An 18,858-nucleotide genomic window follows, 5' to 3' on the forward strand; every position below is an offset into this window, starting at 1 on the left:
TTTAAAACCACATACGCACGCCTAGTACTAAACGTGTCTCGCTACGGTCTTCGCCTTCTTCTCGGGCGTAATCAGCTGTCTTCCCGTAGGAACGGTTCCAGGTCACGCCGATGTACGGCGCAAACTCGCGGCGAACTTCATAACGAAGCCTCAGGCCGATATCGGTATCCGACAGGCCCGATCCTGTACCTCTTTGTGGGTCATTTTTTCCGTAGAGATTTATTTCGGCGGTGGGCTGAAGAATTAAACGATTGGTCAGCAAAATATCGTAGTCACCCTTGAGCCTGAGTGCACTTTGGCCCCCCTCGCCGAGGTAGGCAGTCGCTTGCGTTTCCAAGTCATAGAACGCCATGCCCTGCAGTCCCAGCGCGGCCCAAGTCTGGGGCGCACCGGGCTTGAAGTCTTGCCGCACGCCGCTTACCACGTCCCACCAAGGACTTATGGCGTGTCCCCACAGGGCCTGGACTTCGGCGCTTTTAGTGACGCCATTGGTCCGCTCGCCCTCCGAGCGAAGTAAGAGGCGGTCGGTGTCGGTGCCAATCCAGCCGTTCGCCTCCCATCTCAGTGCACTTCCCTTATCGGCGTCTTGCCATTCGAGTTGATCGATCAAGAAAAACGAGTTGATCGAGCGGTCGGGCATTTGGTGTCCCGCGTGACTTTCAAAAACAGCGGCGCGATCAGCGTCTGTGAGCACCGGGATCGGCGTTCGGCTTTTCTGGGGGGGACTCGGTTCCATGCCCTGCATCTGGCCGCCATCCATACCTTGCATAGGCTCAGCTTGCGCATAGGCAAAAGGCAGCTGCATCACGCCCAACCCTAAAACTACAAGGCTGGCGAATACAGGTTTAGCGGTTTTGTCGACGTTCATGCCGTTCTCCTACTCTTGCACGCGGACTTCGCGGAACATGCCCATTTCCATGTGGTACATCAGATGGCAGTGATAGGCCCATCGTCCCAAGGCATCTGCGGTCACGCGATAGCTGCGTTTTGTTCCCGGCGGCATGTCGATCGTGTGTTTGCGAACCATGAACTCACCGTTTTCATCCTCCAGGTCACTCCACATCCCATGCAGGTGAATGGGGTGCATCATCATGGTGTCGTTTACCAGGACAACTCTGACGCGCTCTCCGTACTTGAGACGAAGCGGCTCGGCATCCTCGAACTTGATGCCGTCGAAGGACCATGAGAATTTTTCCATGTGCCCGGTCAGGTGCAAGGTGATCGTCCGGCTTGGCTCCCTGCCATCCGGGTCCTGAAACGTGCTCTTCAGATCTGCGTAGGTCAGTACCCGGCGGCCGTTGTTTCTCAGGCCCATGCCGGGATCGTTGAGTTTCGGCGTGGGGCTCATCGTCTGCATGTCGACCAGTGGATTATTAGCTTCGGAGGCTGGGTGGGGTTCCATGGTGCCCATGCCGCTCATGCCCTGGATCGAACTGCCATCCATGCCCGTCATTCCCTGCATGGAGTCGTCACTACCTGCCGCCATCTGGCTGTGGTCCATGCCCTCCATGCCTTGCATCGAATCCTGGCCAGCGCCCTTCATGTCGCCATGGTCCATGCCGCCCATATCACCCATGCCGATGTCGCTCATCGTGACCAGCGGGCGTGGGTCCAGCGGCGGTACAGGGGCTGAAGACCCTTCATGTACCGCCAATGTTCCTCTTGCGAAACCTGTGCGGTCCATCGACTGGGCAAACAGGGTGTGCGCGTTTTCGGTGGGTTCTACGATCACATCGAAAGTTTCGGCCACGGCGATGCGGAACTCATCAACGCTGACCGGCTTCACGTGCTGCCCGTCTGCCGCGACGACGGTCATCTTCAGGCCGGGAATGCGCACGTCGAAGTAGCTCATTGCCGAGCCATTGATGAACCTTAACCTTAGCCGTTCGCCAGGCCGGAAAAGGCCAGTCCAGTTGCTGTCCGGAGCCTGTCCGTTGAGCAGGTAGGTGTAGGTGGCGCCGCTGACGTCGGCAAGGTCCGTGGGGCTCATATTCATTTGCGCCCACATTTTTCGATCTGCGACGGTGGCGGACCAGCCGTTCTTGCTGACATCGTCAATGAAGTCGCCGACGGTACGCTTGTGTTGGTTGTAGTAGTCGGATTGTTTCTTGAGCTTTTTCATGACCCGCTCGGGGTCTTCATCCGTCCAGTCGGACAGCATCACCACATAGTCGCGGTCGTAGCTGAAGGGTTCGGGGTCTTTTGCATCAATGACGATTGGCCCATAGACACCGACCTGCTCCTGAAAACCGGAGTGACTGTGGTACCAGTACGTGCCGTTCTGTTTGACCTTGAACGAGTACACGTACAGGCCACCTGGCTCGATTCCGTGGAAGCTCAGGCCCGGAACACCGTCCATATTCACCGGCAGAATAATCCCGTGCCAATGGATCGAGGTGTTTTCCTTGAGCCGGTTTCTGACCCGCAGGGTCACCGTGTCGCCTTCGCGCCAGCGCAGCAGCGGCCCAGGGAGGCTGCCGTTGATGGTCATGGCGGTGCGTGGAGTACCTGTGAAATTCACGCCCATCTCACCGACAGAAAGATCGAAATCAGTGCCGGCAAGCACATTCGGTTGGCCCGGGCTGGTAATCGCCCACACCGGACTGCGCCACAGCCCAAAGCCTGCGAGTATCCCGCCCGCAGCCAAGGCTTTCACGAAGGTACGTCTTGATGTTCTGGAATGCATGAACGGTATCCAATAAGTCAGAATCCAGGCAGGTACGGATTCGCCTCAGGGACCCGCTGCCAACCGCTATTTAGCGAGCAAGATGCCACATGACAGGCACGCGGATGATTACATTTCAGTCAGGTTGGCAAGGGCGGTCAGGCTCGCGCGGAGATTGAACAGCTTTTGTTATCTGGCCGCTCCGACGGGCGCCATGTGTTCCCCCCAAAGGTCATCGTCAATTGCCTGGGTAATCCGCGATTACCCGATCATTACCGGTATCGGTCAGACCTATCACCTGATACGGCTGTTTGGTCGAGCCATACTCCATACCGGGCGAACCCGATACCATACCGGGCACCGCGATTCCAACGAGGTCGGGGTGATTCTTCAGATCAAGGATCTGTGCCACTGGCACATGCCCTTCGACGAATTTTCCGTCAATCATCGCGGTGTGACAGGAGGCCAGGCGCGGAGCCACGCCGAGGCGCTGTTTGACTTCGCTCATGTTGGGTTCGACATGGTCGCGCACGCTAAAGCCATTGGCTTCAAGGTACTTGATCCACTCCTCGCAGCAGCCACAGTTAGGGTCGCGGTAAACGTCGATGACTTCAGCGGCTTGTGCTGCGCCTGCCATGAAGAGTGCAGTAAGAACAGCAATACGAAGTTTGGTATTCATGGGAGCTCTCCAATTTAAAAAGACCGTTTACCGGCAGCAGCAACCACCGCCGTTCCCGCCACAACCTGAGATCTCTTTACTGGCTACACTTTCCACTGCCGCCAGTTGTGCCGGGTAGCCCGCGTCCTGCAGGGCTGCAAGCAGCGCATGGCTGTCCGAACCGCCGCTGACCTTCACCCGTCCGGATGGTAGATCCACTGCCACGTCACTGACGCCTTCAAGTGAGCGTAGTGATTCGGAGACATGTTTGACGCATGAGCCACAGCTCATGCCCTGGACTTGCAGTTCAACGGTTTTCATGGATGACGCCTCACAAAAAATTGATCGTGGAAGGACAGCTGTATGCGGCTTTTTCTGTGGCCTTGGATTTATCCTCAACCTTGTCGCTATGACAAGGTCAAGGGCCTTCGTCACTCAATCCATCGAAACCTTGCGCAGGCGCAATACATTGAATGCCACCGACGCCGATCAGCGCGTCGCCAGGCCTCCTTAGGATCGGTAGGCCCAACATAGGGTCGTGTGTTCCCTGGCCAGATAGAACAAGGTGATCACCAGCCGCATGGGCAACGCTACGCCGGGTTTACTCCTCAAAAATGTTGGGGGGATCAGTTGAGTGCGGTGAACTGATCATGTTTTTGTACTCCTGAGGACGTGGTATCCCGTGAGGCGTCGCACAGGTTCAATGCACGACGCTATCGCCAGGATCACTGGTTCATGGGCATCGCCATCATGCTCGATTGCTGATCCATCATTTTCATCATCATGCTCATCATGCCCATGCCGTCTTTGTTGCCGGACATGCCCATGCCATTACAGTTTTTCTGCACCATGCCCAGGCTGTCTTTCGTCGTCTTCATGTTCTCCTGCATGGCGGCCTGTCGCTCGGCAGGGGTTTTGGCCGCCGCCGCTTTGTCGTGCGCCGCCTGCATTTTTTGCATTTGCTCAGTCATGGCTTTGTTCTGCATGGGCATTTCGCTTGTTTGAGCTGGCGTGGTCGACGACGGCTCTGGCTGTGGTTCGTCGGCGGCCGAGGCCATGAGTGGGCTACTGATGAGCAGGGCAGCGAGGATCAGTTTCAATGACATATGCATGGCAAATCTCCAAAGGGTAAGGGCAACACAGGCGATACAAAGCCGCGCCAGAGTGGCGCAGCCAAGAAGTGCGGCCGGAATTCGGCGCGCAGAAGGTCGGTCTAAATAGTGAAACGGACGAAAATCAGGCGAGCGGGCGGTCTGGCAGGGGCAGGGCGCCGCAATGCAAGAAAGGCAAAAGCAGAGGAATTGACGGGGTAAAAAATCAGCAGTGCAGGGATCAGTAACAGAAACGTCCAACTGGACAGGTCAAACAGTTGAAGGTGCTGTGAAGGGCTCACGGCAATCGCCGCATCGGCGCAGTGTTCGATGCAGCCAAGGGGATGGGCGTCGTGGCTATCGTCATCTTGCACGGTGTTGAGCGAGACGTGGGTTGTCGCGGGATTGTGGCTGGGCTGTGTCAGGCATCCCTGGGTCGCGGCCAGACCAAACGCTAACACCCACAACACGATGGCGAAGCGCATGAACGCTGATTGGTGATAGCGAAACCAGAACATGATACATCCCCGACAATAGGTCAACGGGTGGTGGCGCACTCAACATACGCTACCTCGAAGTGCCACCCTTGATTCATATCAAGTAAAGCACAGCCTATGGTGTGCAGCCGAGAAGGGGACGCTCGAATTTTTCGCTCCAATTTCCCGGTATCACTTGCGCCACTGATTGCGCTGTTCGCGGTGGATGAGTTTGATGTTGTTGTTACTGAGAGGTGTCTATGCTGATGTTACCGATTTCATACCTTTGCAACGGTCTGCAAGGAGGCAATCAATGGGGCCCACGCTCAACTCCGAGAAGGCGTTTTCCCGTAGTCTGCTCGATGTACTGATTCGTGCCGGGCTGATTGCCGTACTGGTGATGTTCTGTTTCCGGATATTCAGTCCGTTCATCGATCTGATGCTTTGGTCGGTGATCATGGCGATCACTCTCTACCCGCTGCAGGGCAGGCTCATCGGTATTATGGGGCACAGCGAGGGGCGTGCCGCGACGCTGATCGTGCTGGTCTCCATCAGTATCCTCATGGTGCCGATTTACCTGTTGGGCACCTCGATTGCTGACTCGGTGGCGAGTGTCGTCACCTTGGTCAAAAGCGGCAGTTTTCATATTTCTCCACCGGCCGACTCGATAGCCGATTGGCCGCTGGTGGGCAAGCCGCTGCATGGTCTCTGGCTGCAAGCGGCCACCGACCTGCCCGGTTTGACGCAGAAATTCATACCGCAAATCAAAAACGTCAGCCTCACCCTGTTGAGTAAGCTCGCAGGCGTCGGCATGGGCTTCCTCATATTCTTCTGCGCCCTGATCATCGCCGGTATCGTCATGGCGTATGGCGAGGGGGGGAGCCGCAGTGCGGTGCAGATCGCTTCGCGCATCTCCGGTCCCATCAAGGGGCCGCAAATCACCGAGCTGTGCACCGCCACCATTCGTGCGGTGGCGTTGGGGGTGGTGGGTATCGCCTTCATCCAGATGCTGCTGATCGGCGTCGGCTTTGTGCTCATGGGCATTCCCGGTGCGGGTCTGCTCGCCTTGGCGGTGCTGCTGATAGGCATCATGCAGTTACCGGCCACCTTGGTGACCCTCCCGGTGATCGTCTACGTTTTCGTCACTCAGGGTGCCACCACGGCGACCATTGTGTTCGCCATCTATATCTTCGTTGCCGGCCTGGTCGATAACGTACTCAAACCACTGCTGCTGGGGCGTGGCGTCAACGTACCGATGCCGGTGGTGCTGATCGGCGCCTTGGGCGGTATGGTCGCCAGCGGCATCATAGGCCTGTTCATCGGCCCGGTAATGCTAGCGGTCGGCTATCAGTTGTTCTGGCAATGGGTGAGGGACCAGCCGCAAGGCGGCGGGCCGGACGATCAGAACCAGCCTTGATGCCACGGGCTCATCCCCATCCAGGTCCCCATCATCTCACCGAGGCCAGTGACTCCTGACGGGGTCTGCAGAAACAAAAAGCCCGCACGATGGCGGGCTAAAAAATCTATCACGAGAGAGTAGCCTGCAATGTGCGTTCTACACCGTGAAAGTCTTGTGAAAGGGATGTCGCAGATGTGGTAAGGCTTGAATAAATGCGGGCTCTACGCAATACAGATTGTTGCGCCATCAGCCCGGCCCGCGGGCGCCGCCGCTCAGAGCACAACGCATGGCATGAATCACGATGGCTCATTCACCTCAATCGAAGATGGACCTTTTCCTGACGTTCTCTGCGCTGACCCTCCAAGGGTTTGGTGGAGTGATGCCTGTGGCTCAACGGGTATTGGTTGATAAAAAAGAATGGATGACACGCGAGCAATTTGTCGAAGAATTTGCGGTCGCGCAAATCCTGCCGGGTCCCAACGTGATGAATCTTGCCTTGGCGTTCGGACGGCGGCACTTCGGCTTGGGCGGAGCCGTCGCGGCACTGGCTGGGCTGTTGGCGGCCCCTTTGATTCTGATTCTTATCGTGGCATCCCAGTATGCCCACGTGATTGATCTGGCCTTCGTTCAAGGCGCTTTCCGAGGCGTAAGTGCTGTAGCGGCCGGTCTGATAGTGGGAACCAGCTTGAATTTGTTCTCGGCTCTGCGGCTTAACCCAATGGGTTGGACGGCGTCGATCCTGTTGGTGATCGTCGGGTTTGTGGCGCTTGCACTTATGCGATGGCCGCTGTATTGGGTCCTGCTGGGGGTTGGGGGCGCTGGCATTCTTTATTCGTATTTTCGGCACTTCAGAGTCCGCAGCGAGCGTCATGCCTCTGAGGACCCATCGGAATGAGCGTCACAATGCATGCCTTCGATTGGGTCTCGTTATTACTGCATTTTGTTTCGCTTTCATTGCTTACAGTGGGTAACCCGATGAGCCCGGCGCCCGAGATGCACCGCTATTTAGTCGATCAACAGCATTGGCTTAGCGACTTGCAATTTTCCTCTTCCATGGCCATCGCTCAAGCCCTGCCAGGCCCCAACGTTCTATTTGTGGCGTTGCTCGGTTGGAACGTTGGCCTTAACTCCGTGGGTGGGATCGGCGCTGGATGGCCGGCACTGATTCCGGCCTGTTTCGGTCTGGTGCTTAGCCTGCTGGGCTTTTTGCTCCCCGCTTTGATCGTTAGCTATCTCTGCTCTGGTTGGATCGCTCGCAACAGCAAGTTGTTGGCAGTTCGATCCTTCAAGACTGGAATGGCTCCCTTTGTGATTGCAACGCTCTTGGCGACTGGCTGGTTACTCATCGTCGGGCTCGGCGATCCGGCTAGGGAATGGGGCTATAGCTTGCTGGCTGCGGTCGCTGCTTTGCTTGTCTGGCGAACCAAGGTCCACTTGCTCTGGCTGATTGCGGCGGGAGCCGTGCTGGGGGGCTTTGGATGGATCTAATCCTGGCACGGAATAAGCGAAAAAAAAGCCCGCGGATGAGGGCGGGCCAAGGGAGTTCTTCAAAGGAGTAGATTAAATTTAGCGAGGCTGGAGTGAACGCGACGTGAAAAGCATGTCGCAGAAATGGAAAAAAACCGGCGCAGGGCCGGGCTAGACACACCACGTTCTGTTGTTCCTTGGCTATGAACCTAATCGTGTGAAAACTGTCACATTCGCGTTGAATCTAACTTCGTGGAGTTGTCATGTTTATAACAAAAAAGCGCATGGCTGTTGCGGCATGTCTGATGGTGTTTTCAGCGATATCCATGCTGCCCGGTGAGTTTTCGTTCATCTCCTCAGCCCATGCAAAAGATGGCGGCGGCAATGGTGGCGGTGGCGCTGGCGGTCACGGCGGTAGCAGCGGCAGCGGAGGTAGCGGGCACTCTGGCGGAACCGGGAGCAATGGGCAGGGCAACGGGTTGAGCAGCGATCATGATGGAAAGGCCGTGAGGGACAGAGGGGTAAGCGGTCAGCATATCGGCAATGCCCTTACCGATAAGGATGACCGCGGCTCGATCACTTCTGGCGTCGCGCACTCTAAAAATACTCGTGGGCTGTCCAAGGCAACGTCGATTTCTGGCACCACGCCGGGCGATCACAATGCCAAAGGGTTGTCCAACGCAGCCATATCAACGACCAAACAAGACCGTTAATTTCAACGTGGCCGGGCAAGCAGTTCAATGCCGCAAGCCCGGCGTCAGAAAGATCTCTCTTGCCCATTTCTCTAACCAGGGTGCTCGTCCACGTTGAAAGTGCGGAGCCTGTGCCATTCGTCGGGCGCTGTATTTGCTACCGAGCAAACGTGGCACAGCAACTAGACTCAGCGTTGAGAACAGTAGATCGCTGGTAGATGATGACCGGTAGTACAGCCATGTTTAGGGTGATGGTGATCATGGCGTTCTTGAGCCAGCCTCTCAACGTAAGGGGTCGTAGTGCGGGCCCCCATGGCGCCGGACTCCGACCCTGAGGCTGCAGAGCCTGTAGGGTCTATGCCGGATACTGTTGTCACATCCCTTCTATTGCCACCATAGGAGTACAGCAATGACAACGTCAGTCCGGTTCTTTCTCTCGATTATCCTGCTTACCGTATCGCTGGCATCGGCGACCTTCCTGAATAGCGCAAGTGCTGCTACTGCCGAGGACCTGGATAAAAGCTCCCGGCAGGCCTTACAAGCACTCTACAAAACTAATCCATCTGCCGAGACCATTTCGCGCAGTGCCAAGGCTGTGCTCGTATTCCCTAATATTGTCAAAGCGGGCCTTGTGTTTGGAGGCAGTTATGGTGAAGGCGAGTTGTTGAGAGGCTCGAAAGTGGAGGGCTATTACAACTCCGTGACCGGGTCATGGGGGCTACAAGCAGGCGCGCAGTCATACGGCTATGTGCTGTTCTTGATGACCGAAAAAGCGGTGAAGTATGTGCGCGAAACCAAGGGCTGGGAAATTGGCGTAGGGCCAACCGTTGTCCTCGTTGATGAAGGGCTCGCAAAAAATCTGTCGAGCTCGACGCTGAAGGATGATGCGTATGCGTTTGTGTTCGATCAGCAAGGGTTGATGGCGGGCGTCAGCATTGAAGGAACCAAAATCTCTCTGATCAAACGCTAATCTGGCCATAACACTGAGGAGTATTCATTGTGACTTCCGTCCGTGGGTTAACGCCTTCAAGAGTTGTCCTTGCCGTGCTGTTGAGTTTCTCTCCTGTGGTACTGCAGGCCGCCAACGAAGTACCGATTGATATGTCGGCTGTGCAGTTGGAGCCGAAGGAGCAAAACGGCATCACCTATCTGTCTGGTGGCGTTGGCCAGGACGAGTCGCAGGCCATCCAGCAGGTCAAGGGTTACAACCTGCACATCACCTTCTCCATCGGGCCGGACAATAAGTACCTCAGTGGCGTTGATGTTGTGATTCAGACTGCCAAAGGCCGCTCTATAGTGTCGTTGAGTCAGGTGGGTCCCATCGTTTACGTTAAGTTGCCAGCAGATAACTATCTCATCATCGCCAGCCAGAATGGCCATGAGAAACGAAGTACCGTCGTGCTGGAAGGTTCGTCGACCGGTACGGTGAATCTTCACTGGAGTGATTAGCCCTGAGTTTGCTGAGGGGTAAAAGTCGTAAAGATTAAGCCGCGTGATGATGACGGGCAAAAAAAGCCTGCATGAGGGTGCGCTAAAGAATCAACTTTCGGGTTTTCTGGATAACAGAAATTTGTGAACGCCACAGAACGCTGGCGTCCAGTCGCGATACCCCAGACACAAGAAAGCCCGCACGAGGCGGGCTTCTTGAGGTGGTTTATAGACTGCTGTAGACGTCTGTAAACCGGTACTTGGTGGCTACACAGGGACTTGAACCCCGGACCCCAGCATTATGAATGCTATGCTCTAACCAACTGAGCTATGTAGCCAAGTGGCGCGCATTATTCGCGGATAACGAATATGTGTCAAGCGTTGTTAGTGAAAATTTATGCGTGTGATCAAGCGGTTAGGCTGCAGGGCCTGTGAAACGGGTGTTTATGGGGGCTGGCCTAGCGTTCAATGAGCAACGCGATGCCTTGGCCTCCGCCGATGCAGAGGGTGGCGAGGCCTTTTTTGGCGTCACGTTTGACCATTTCATGCAGCAGGGTGACGAGTATCCGACAGCCTGATCCGCCAATAGGGTGGCCCAAGGCGATGGCGCCGCCGTTGACGTTGACCTTGTCACTGTTCCAGTGAAGTTCGCGTCCTACGGCCAGGGCTTGGGCCGCAAAGGCTTCGTTGGCTTCGATGAGGTCGACATCCGCCAGCGTCCAGCCAGCTTTCTTTAACGCTTTGCCGGTAGCGAACACGGGGCCGATGCCCATGATCGCCGGATCGACGCCTGCGCTGGCGGCGGTGACGATTCGCGCGAGTATCGGCAAGCCCAGCTCGGAGGCTTTGTCTGCGCTCATCAGCATGACGGCTGCGGCGCCATCGTTGAGTGACGACGAGTTACCCGCCGTGACGGTGCCGCCGGGCTTGAAGGCCGGTCGCAGTTTGGTCAGGGTTTGCGCGGAGGTGCTAGGACGGGGTTGCTCATCCTGTTCGAATCGCACGCTTTCACCGTTGCGTTGGGGGATGTCGATGGCGGTGATTTCTTCCTGGAAGCGCCCTGCGTTGATGGCAGCACAGGCCCGCTGTTGCGAGGTCGCAGCGAAGGCGTCTTGCTCTTCGCGGCTGATGCCGTATTGCTCGGCCAGGTTCTCGGCGGTGATCCCCATGTGATAATCGTTGAAGGCATCCCACAACCCGTCCTGGATGATGCTGTCGACCAGTGACGCGTGGTTCATGCGCAGCCCGGTACGGGCGTCTGGCAGCACGTAGCCGGCCATGCTCATGTTTTCCTGGCCACCGGCGATGATGATCTCTGCATCGCCACAGGCAATGGCCTGGTAGGCCAGTTGAACCGCCTTGAGGCCGGAGCCGCAGACTTTGTTCAGGGTCATTGCCGGGACGGTATGTGGCAGTCCGGCTTTTAGCGTGGCTTGGCGTGCCGGATTTTGCCCGGCGCCTGCGGTCAGTACTTGCCCGAGAATCACTTCATCCACGTCTTGCCCTGGTAGGCCGGTGTCAGCCAGCAGACGGCGGATCACCGCAGCCCCGAGTTCCGGTGCGGGGATGCGGCTCAACGAGCCCTGGAATGTGCCAACCGCAGTACGGGTGGCGGCGACAATGACAACTTCACGCATTCAATACTCCATAGGGCGAATGTCACCCCGACCCTCGCCAAGTGGGCGAGGGCAGATCGATAAAAATACGCGGACACCTAACCAGGCTGGCGCCGCGTTACGCTAAATAGTTAGAACTGTTCGGCATCCAGGCCGTATAGCGAGGCGCTGCCTGCCCGAATGGACTGTTCAAGGCTCAAGGTGCGGGGCAGCAGGCGGCTGAAGTAGAACTGGGCAGTGGCGATTTTCGCGCCATAGAACGCTTCGTCTTCGCCGCGCGTGCTCTCGGCGACCTGAGCCATGCGCGCCCAGAGGTAGGCATACGCGACGTAACCGAACAGGTGCAGATACTCGACCGACGCTGCGCCGACTTCGTTGGGGTTGGTCTTTGCCTGTTCTTGCAGCCAGTCGCTGAGGTTTTCCAGACGCTCGACGGCGTCGAGCAATGGCACGGAATACTTGGTGTCGGGCTGGTCGGCGAACACACGAATTTCATGAGTGAACTGACGCAGGGCGACGCCGCCGTTGGCGACTACTTTGCGCCCGAGCAGGTCCAGTGCCTGAATGCCATTGGTGCCTTCGTAGATCTGCGCGATACGCACATCACGCACCAGTTGTTCCTGACCCCACTCGCGAATATAGCCGTGGCCGCCGAACACTTGCTGGCCCAGTACGCAACTGTCCAGACCGCTGTCGGTGAAGAATGCTTTGGCGACGGGAGTGAGCAGGGCGACCAGGTTTTGCGCGTCGCTCCGCTCCTGGGCGTCTTCGGAAAATTTAGCCAGGTCCAGTTGTTGTCCGACATAGCTGGCGAAGGCGCGGCCACCTTCGGTCATGGCTTTCATGCTGAGCAGCATGCGGCGTACGTCGGGGTGGACGATGATCGGGTCGGCTATTTTATCTTTTGCCACCGCCCCGCTCGGCGCACGGCTCTGAATGCGTTCGCGGGCATAAGCGACGGCGCTCTGGTAAGACGCCTCAGCACAACCGATGCCCTGGATGCCGATGGACAGGCGTTCGTAGTTCATCATGGTGAACATTGCCGCGAGCCCTTTGTTGGCCTCGCCGACCAGCCAGCCACTGGCGCCGTCGAAGTTCATCACGCAGGTGGCCGAGGCCTTGATGCCCATCTTGTGCTCGATCGAACCACAACTGACCGCGTTGGGCTGGCCGAGCGAACCGTCGGCGTTGACCAGCACCTTGGGTACTACAAACAGCGAGATGCCTCTTGGCCCTGCTGGCGCGTCCGGTAACTTGGCCAGCACCAGGTGGATGATGTTTTCGGTCAGGTCCTGATCGCCGCCGGTGATGAAGATTTTGCTGCCGGTGATGTTAAAGCTGCCGTCGGTCTGAGGTTCGGCGCGGGTGCGGATGATGCCCAGGTCGGTGCCCGCATGGGCCTCGGTCAGGCACATCGAACCGGCCCAGCGGCCTTCATACATCGGAGGCAGGTACAGGTTTTTCAGATCTTCGCTGGCGTGGGCATCAATGGCCAGGCAAGCGCCCGAGCTCAGGGCCGAATACAAAGCGAAGCTGGAGTTGGCGCCATAGAGCATTTCTTCGAACTGTACGGCGAGCATCTTCGGCATGCCCATGCCGCCGAAGTCAGAATTACCGGAAAGGCCTACCCAGCCACCCTCGATGTAGGTGGCGTAGGCCTCTTTGAAACCGTTCGGCGTGCTGACCTGACCCTCGAGCCACTGCGCGCCTTCCTCGTCGCCGCTACGGTTGAGCGGGGCGATCAGTTGCCCGGTGACCTTTGCAGCTTCTTCGAGAATGGCATCCGCAGTGGCGGCGTCGACGATTTCGGCCAAGGCTGGCAGGCGTGCCCACAGGGCTGGAGCGTCGAACACTTCTTGCAGAACAAAGCGCATGTCGCGCAATGGGGCGTTGAATTCAGGCATAACGTGAACCTCGTTGGAACAGCGTATGGATTGCACGGCACGTTTGGATGGCCGTGCCACTTTGGCGTGCAAAGCCCCGAAGCGACAGGTCGGACCTGTCGCTTGGTAGGGGCCTTATCGAGGTTTAAAGGGCCGAGGGTTAAAGATTCTTGGCCATGTCCCGCAGAACGAACTTCTGGATCTTCCCGGTGGAGGTCTTCGGCAGTTGGGTGAACACCACGGTGCGCGGCACCTTGAACCCTGCCAGATGCTCGCGGCAAAAGCTGATAATGTCGGCTTCGCGAACGTTCTGGTGGTCGGCCTTGAGGGTGATGAACGCGCAAGGCGTTTCTCCCCACTTCTCATCGGGGCGTGCAACCACGGCCGCTTCCAGCACACCCGAGTGGCGGTAGAGCACGCTCTCAAGCTCGATGGTGGAGATGTTCTCGCCACCCGAGATGATGATGTCTTTGAGCCGGTCCTTGATCTCTACATAACCATCGGGATGACAGACCGCCAGGTCGCCGGTATGGAACCAGCCGCCTTCGAAAGCTTCTGCGGTGGCGGTCGGGTTCTTCAGATAGCCCTTCATCACCGTGTTGCCGCGCATGAAAATCTCGCCGATGGTCTGGCCGTCGCGTGGTGTAGGTTCCAGGGTTTTCGGGTCGGCCACCATCACGCCTTCCAACGTCGGGTAGCGCACACCCTGGCGGGATTTGACCTGGGCACGCTCATCGAGCGGCAGTTCATCCCACTCGGCATGCCAGGCACAAATCGTGACCGGGCCGTAGGTCTCGGTCAGGCCGTAGACGTGGGTAACCTTGATGCCCATCTCTTCCACTGCGCCGATCACTTTGGCCGGTGGCGCGGCGCCTGCGACCATGGCATTGATCGGGTGATCAATGGCAGCCTTCGCCGACTCAGGCATGTTGACCAGAGCGTTGAGCACGATCGGTGCACCACAGAAGTGGGTGACCTGATGCTCGCGGATCAGGGTCAGAATCTTCTGCGGGTCGACGCGGCGCAAAAACACATGCACGCCGGCCATCGCGGTGATGGTCCACGGGTAGCACCAGCCGTTGCAGTGAAACATCGGCAAGGTCCACAGATAAACCGGATGGTTACCCATGTTCCAGGTCATCTGATTGCCCAGTGCGTTCAGATAAGCGCCGCGATGGTGGTAGACCACGCCTTTCGGGTTACCGGTGGTGCCGGAGGTGTAGTTCAGCGAAATCGCCTGCCACTCGTCGTCCGGCCATTGCCAGGCGAACGCGGGATCGCCTTCGGCCAGCAGCGCTTCGTAATCGAGGTCGCTGACGGCCTGGCCTTCGCCATACTCCGGGTCATCGACGTCAATCACCAACGGCGGGTGGTCCAGCATGCTGATTGCTGCGTGGATCACGTCATGGAACTCACGGTCGGTGATCAGCACTTTGGCCTCGCCGTGCTGGAGCATGAAGGCAATCGCTTCGGCATCCAGGCGCACATTGAGCGGGTTGAGCACTGCGCCGATCATCGGTACGGCAAAGTGGGCCTCAAGCATGGCGGGGATGTTAGGCAACATCAGTGCGACGGTATCGTTCTTGCCAATGCCGCGACCCGCCAACGCTGAAGCCAGACGGCGGCAGCGCGCATAGGTTTGCGCCCAGGTACGGCGGATAGAGCCGTGGATCACGGCAGGGTAGTCAGGATAGACGCTGGCAGTGCGCTCAATGAAACTGAGCGGCGACAAGGCAATATGATTGACAGCCTTAGGGGCTAGCCCTTGTTCAAAAATCGACATGTAAAGGTACTCGGTGGCTGATTGTTAGCTCTTTAGGTGTGACCTTTCAGCATAGACTGCTGGGATCAACTTATGTCCGGCGTGTTTTATATAACAACTCTAGATAAATATGGAAGTAATACCTTAACAGTATAGTAAATATACTATATGTGATTTGCGGGTTTAAAAATTGATCCCAAGAGCGTGCCAAGGCGGGCATCTGCGGTCCAGATATTGCTTCGATATCGACTCTGAAAATGGCGATCTGCCGGTTTTGTATAAGCACCCTTCATGACCACAAGTGATGACAGGGGGCCCAGATGAGAGGTTGGACATGCAGGCACTTTTGTCACCGGGTATTCGCCTGCTTGGGCGTTTTGGATTTGCCCGCAAGTTTCAGCTGCTTTTTTTGCTGTTCATGCTGCCGTTAGTCGGCAGTCTATGGATGATTGGTCTGGATTATCGCGACAAACTTGCCCTGATTGCGGGGGAAAGGGCGGGTGTTAGCCAGTTATTGGCGCTGGAAACGCTGGACGACCTGCTGACCGCTCAGCGTGACCGCACAGCCCGCTGGAAAGCCGCCGACATTCTTCATGACCCGACCCCTGCGGCACGCGACGCCATGGGCGCGCTCGACGCAGCCAACCCCGGAATCGGACAGGCGCTAACGTTGATAGGTGCGGAATTGCACCGTGACGGCGCGACGTCAGAAACGCTGGACCGTTACCAGAAGCTACAAAGTGCGGCCACTGGACTGGATTCTGCGGCCCTGCGCACGGTTGGCTGGTGGCCGGACGGTTATGAGCGCTTCACGACCGCCTTGAGTGCGCTGCAAACCTTGCGCGAACAAATCGCTCAGGACAGTGGGTTGATCCTCGACCCTTGGTTGGAAACCTATCTGTTGATGCAGATGTCCACGAAGCAAGCGCCTGATCTGATCGAGCGTGTCGGACGTCTGGCCAGCGTGGGACAAACGTCGGTGGCGTCCGGTCAGTTCAGCCTGCAAAGCCGTTTGCAGATGCGTGATCTGCGCAGCCGACTCGGCGATGCCCGCGAGCAATTGAACAAAACCGGGGGCTCCCTAGAGGCCAGGCTCTCGCCCGATCTGCAGCCGTGGGCTGATCAATACCGTAAAAGCCAACAGCGTCTGGACGGCGAGTTCAAGGTGCTTGATAACGGTCTGTTCGGTGGCAGCATCAACCTTGATACCGGCAGTTTCGAACGTAGCGTCGATGCCTTGCTGGGTGATTTGATGGCGCTGCGTCACCAATCTCTGGTCTCGTTGGACGTGCGTCTGGCCTATTACCATGACCAGTCGGTTCGCCAATTTATCCCCGTGGCGACGATTTTTGGTTGCTTGCTGTTGGCGGCGCTTTACCTGTTTGTCTGTCTGCAGACGTCGATCCGACGCAGTGCCAGCGGCATTACAATGCTGGCGCAGTCGTTACGCGACGGTAATCTATGTGTACAGGTGCCGGTTGAAGGGCGTGATGAGCTGGCAGCGATCAGCACAGCACTCAATGCAGCCGTGGTGCAGTTACGCACAAGTCTGTTGAGCGTCGATCACGAAACGCTGCAGTTGAGTAGTGCGGTTCTGACCCTCAACACCCAGTCCAACCGCACCCTCGATGAGGTCGAGGAGCAGCAGCAACAGATCAGTCAGATCGCCACGGCGGCAACGCAACTGGCCGCCACCTCTCAAGGCGTTGCGAAAAGTTGCGAGCAGGCGTCGACAAGCGCCCAGCACACCCGCCATGTGGCCGAAGAAAGTAGCCGTGACAGTCAACGAACCACTGCCAGTATTCAGCAACTCAACCTGCGCTTGAGCGACACCGCCGCAGCGTTGGGGAGGGTCAGCGAGCAGGGTCAGCAGATCCAGTCGGTGGTGGACGCGATACGCGGCATTGCCGAGCAGACTAACTTGCTCGCGCTCAACGCCGCCATCGAGGCGGCGCGGGCGGGTGAGCAGGGTCGAGGGTTTGCCGTGGTTGCCGATGAAGTGCGTAGCCTGTCACAACGCACGCAGGCCTCTACTGCGCAGATCGCGGGAACAGTGGACAGCCTGCGCAGCACGGTAAGTCAGGCAGTCGACCTGATGGCCGCCGCGTGTGGGCAGGCTGAGACCGATGCGGCTTCGGTGACCGGGTTGGGCCTGCGACTGGGCGAAATCGCCGATGCCGTGCAGGGTGTGACCGATACCTTGGCGCAGATCGCCACCGCCGTAGAAGAGCAGGCTGCCACGGCTGACGAAGTGAGCGGCAATATCCAGCAGGTCGATCAGGCGGCAGGGCGCTTGCTGGACGGCGCGCGCGCAGTGAATCAAGCGGCCGACACGCTCAGCAAGGGCAGTCGAGCGCTGAGTGATAACACCGCACGGTTTCAATTGAGCTAGGGGTTTGAAGTAAGCCCGGGTCTGTTCATCCGCGGCCCTGGGTCAACGCCATCAACGAAAGACGTCATCCGGCATTCCGGCAGATAAATAGGCTTCCATATCGAGTACATGACGTTGCTCTTTAAGCCAGCTCTTCAGGGCTCTCGGGTCTTCCAGCGCTTCACGCTGCTCCTTTAATGTCTGAATTTCAGCACGCAGTTCCCTAAGTTTTTTCGGGAATTTGCGTGCTACGTTGGCGGGTGTGATGTTATCGCTCGGTGGCAGATTGAACTGCCTCTTGAACGCCAGCGTCAGCTCGGACACTTCGTGCTGCAACTCATCGAGTTGATTGATCAGGACTCGGTTGTAGTGCTTGAGTTGGCCTTCAGCAATCGTGTTGATATGGCTCTGGTCGATCTGTTCGATCTCAAGTTGCAACTGCAGCAGAGCCAGCAGGTTGTTTTCGGTATAGGCCTGGTTGACCCGCTGCATCATCACGGTCTTGCGCTCTCGTTCGACAGCGTCGGTTTCGCGATCAGGGTGCAGGGCACTCACCAATTTGCGATAAATCTCGCGCACGGATCGGCTGGCGTTGGCGTGCTCTTCTTCCTCATGGATCTGTTGTGCGGATTTCTTGCGTGGCTTGGCGTTGCGTGTTCGCTGTTCCGCTTCTTCTGCCTGTTTTTCAAAAATGTATTGAGTGATGTCCTCCAGCGAATCCAGGTCGACGTCATCGTTCATCTTGAACCCGAACGTCTCTTCGAACGACGTCTTGAAGCGCTCGGCCTCCTCAAGCCTGTCGGCGTCGAAGTGACTGCCCGCGTGCTTGTTGTAAATCGCCTTCAATGTTTCGTCATGTTCTCCGCCCATCAGGGAGGTCACCAGACCGCAGATGATCTCTTGCAGGGTCTGCCGATCATTCTTGCTGAGTTTTACTCGATCGCTTGCGTCGTCGAGGAAGTGCAGCATCTCGCTATCAAGCTGGTCAAACTCATCGAGCAATGGCTTGAAATCGGCGTTCCAGCGTTGCTGACAGCGAGACGTCGTGTTTTGCCAGGCTTGCAGTAATTGGCGTTGCGTTTCGATCTTCTTGAGCAAGGCGTTGAATTTCTTTTGCCCGGCCGACAGGTGCGGCTTGCCTGCCTGTGCGGCGATGCTGAGTTTCGGCGCCTGGTGTGTCATGGGAATTCCGCTGAGTCTGAAAATAGGGGCATTTTAAGGGACGACGGCAGTTTTGTAATTGACTGCGGAATGCGCGGGAGATCACGCGCATGTACAGCCTGAAGTTGAGGCTCCACGCCGTGGAAAATGTGCGCTCAGGTGCACTAGCAATCATTCATGTTGTCAGCG

The 18,858-nt window shown here is 57.4% G+C and carries 17 protein-coding genes and 1 tRNA gene; 7 read left to right on the forward strand and 11 right to left on the reverse strand.

Going from position 1 to position 18,858, the window contains the following annotated elements; all coding sequences use genetic code 11:
• Position 1: 1 nt before the first annotated feature.
• The 6 genes from RHM55_RS19490 to RHM55_RS19515 form a co-directional block, all read right to left on the reverse strand.
• The gene (locus RHM55_RS19490; RefSeq protein WP_407074660.1) at positions 2-805 is read right to left on the reverse strand and encodes a copper resistance protein B; all 804 of its coding nucleotides are present in this window, start codon (positions 803-805) and stop codon (positions 2-4) included.
• Positions 806-877: 72 nt separating this feature from the next.
• Positions 878-2,686, reverse strand: a complete 1,809-nt coding sequence (locus tag RHM55_RS19495; RefSeq protein WP_322177887.1) for a copper resistance system multicopper oxidase — start codon at positions 2,684-2,686, stop codon at positions 878-880.
• A gap of 217 nt (positions 2,687-2,903) precedes the next feature.
• The gene (locus tag RHM55_RS19500) at positions 2,904-3,344 is read right to left on the reverse strand and encodes a DUF411 domain-containing protein (RefSeq protein WP_322177888.1); all 441 of its coding nucleotides are present in this window, start codon (positions 3,342-3,344) and stop codon (positions 2,904-2,906) included.
• 27 nt (positions 3,345-3,371) lie between these two features.
• Positions 3,372-3,644 carry a heavy-metal-associated domain-containing protein gene (locus RHM55_RS19505; RefSeq protein ID WP_322177889.1) on the reverse strand — a complete coding sequence of 91 codons (273 nt, stop codon included), beginning with the start codon at positions 3,642-3,644 and terminating at the stop codon, positions 3,372-3,374.
• 404 nt (positions 3,645-4,048) lie between these two features.
• Positions 4,049-4,435 (reverse strand): hypothetical protein, encoded by a 387-nt coding sequence (locus tag RHM55_RS19510; protein WP_322177890.1) that lies wholly within the window; start codon positions 4,433-4,435, stop codon positions 4,049-4,051.
• Between the two features lie 101 nt (positions 4,436-4,536).
• Entirely contained in the window at positions 4,537-4,932 is a 396-nt protein-coding gene (locus RHM55_RS19515; RefSeq protein WP_322177891.1) for a hypothetical protein, read from the reverse strand.
• 271 nt (positions 4,933-5,203) lie between these two features.
• Here RHM55_RS19515 and RHM55_RS19520 point away from each other — a divergent pair, with 271 nt between their 5' ends.
• From RHM55_RS19520 to RHM55_RS19545, 6 genes are all read left to right on the forward strand, one after another.
• Positions 5,204-6,307, forward strand: coding sequence for an AI-2E family transporter (locus RHM55_RS19520; RefSeq protein ID WP_322177892.1), 1,104 nt, complete (start codon positions 5,204-5,206; stop codon positions 6,305-6,307).
• Positions 6,308-6,614: 307 nt separating this feature from the next.
• Positions 6,615-7,184: a chromate transporter gene (locus tag RHM55_RS19525; RefSeq protein ID WP_322177893.1), complete on the forward strand. Its 570-nt coding sequence runs from the start codon at positions 6,615-6,617 to the stop codon at positions 7,182-7,184.
• Between the two features lie 8 nt (positions 7,185-7,192).
• On the forward strand, positions 7,193-7,777 hold the full coding sequence (locus RHM55_RS19530; RefSeq protein WP_322177894.1) for a chromate transporter: 585 nt from the start codon (positions 7,193-7,195) through the stop codon (positions 7,775-7,777).
• Between the two features lie 242 nt (positions 7,778-8,019).
• Entirely contained in the window at positions 8,020-8,469 is a 450-nt protein-coding gene (locus tag RHM55_RS19535) for a hypothetical protein (RefSeq protein ID WP_322177895.1), read from the forward strand.
• A 388-nt stretch (positions 8,470-8,857) separates the two neighbouring features.
• Positions 8,858-9,418 (forward strand): lipid-binding SYLF domain-containing protein, encoded by a 561-nt coding sequence (locus RHM55_RS19540; RefSeq protein ID WP_322177896.1) that lies wholly within the window; start codon positions 8,858-8,860, stop codon positions 9,416-9,418.
• Positions 9,419-9,447: 29 nt separating this feature from the next.
• Positions 9,448-9,897 (forward strand): carboxypeptidase regulatory-like domain-containing protein, encoded by a 450-nt coding sequence (locus RHM55_RS19545; RefSeq protein ID WP_322177897.1) that lies wholly within the window; start codon positions 9,448-9,450, stop codon positions 9,895-9,897.
• Positions 9,898-10,137: 240 nt separating this feature from the next.
• Here RHM55_RS19545 and RHM55_RS19550 read toward each other — a convergent pair.
• The 4 genes from RHM55_RS19550 to RHM55_RS19565 all read right to left on the reverse strand — a co-directional run bounded on the left by RHM55_RS19550 (position 10,138) and on the right by RHM55_RS19565 (position 15,158).
• Positions 10,138-10,214: transfer RNA gene (locus RHM55_RS19550), tRNA-Met, on the reverse strand.
• Positions 10,215-10,334: 120 nt separating this feature from the next.
• Positions 10,335-11,513: an acetyl-CoA C-acetyltransferase gene (locus RHM55_RS19555; protein WP_322177898.1), complete on the reverse strand. Its 1,179-nt coding sequence runs from the start codon at positions 11,511-11,513 to the stop codon at positions 10,335-10,337.
• A gap of 110 nt (positions 11,514-11,623) precedes the next feature.
• A complete protein-coding gene (locus RHM55_RS19560) occupies positions 11,624-13,396 on the reverse strand; it encodes an acyl-CoA dehydrogenase C-terminal domain-containing protein (RefSeq protein ID WP_322177899.1) in 1,773 nt (590 codons plus the stop codon).
• Positions 13,397-13,535: 139 nt separating this feature from the next.
• Positions 13,536-15,158 carry an acyl-CoA synthetase gene (locus RHM55_RS19565; RefSeq protein ID WP_322177900.1) on the reverse strand — a complete coding sequence of 541 codons (1,623 nt, stop codon included), beginning with the start codon at positions 15,156-15,158 and terminating at the stop codon, positions 13,536-13,538.
• 313 nt (positions 15,159-15,471) lie between these two features.
• Here RHM55_RS19565 and RHM55_RS19570 point away from each other — a divergent pair, with 313 nt between their 5' ends.
• On the forward strand, positions 15,472-17,529 hold the full coding sequence (locus RHM55_RS19570) for a methyl-accepting chemotaxis protein (RefSeq protein WP_322177901.1): 2,058 nt from the start codon (positions 15,472-15,474) through the stop codon (positions 17,527-17,529).
• A gap of 51 nt (positions 17,530-17,580) precedes the next feature.
• Here the strand turns inward: RHM55_RS19570 and RHM55_RS19575 are convergent, their stop codons facing one another.
• Complete coding sequence (locus RHM55_RS19575; RefSeq protein WP_322177902.1) at positions 17,581-18,690, reverse strand: molecular chaperone DnaJ; 1,110 nt, start codon at positions 18,688-18,690, stop codon at positions 17,581-17,583.
• Between the last annotated feature and the right edge of the window lie 168 nt (positions 18,691-18,858).

Source organism: Pseudomonas sp. MH9.2 (genome assembly GCF_034353875.1).
Classification (GTDB): domain Bacteria; phylum Pseudomonadota; class Gammaproteobacteria; order Pseudomonadales; family Pseudomonadaceae; genus Aquipseudomonas.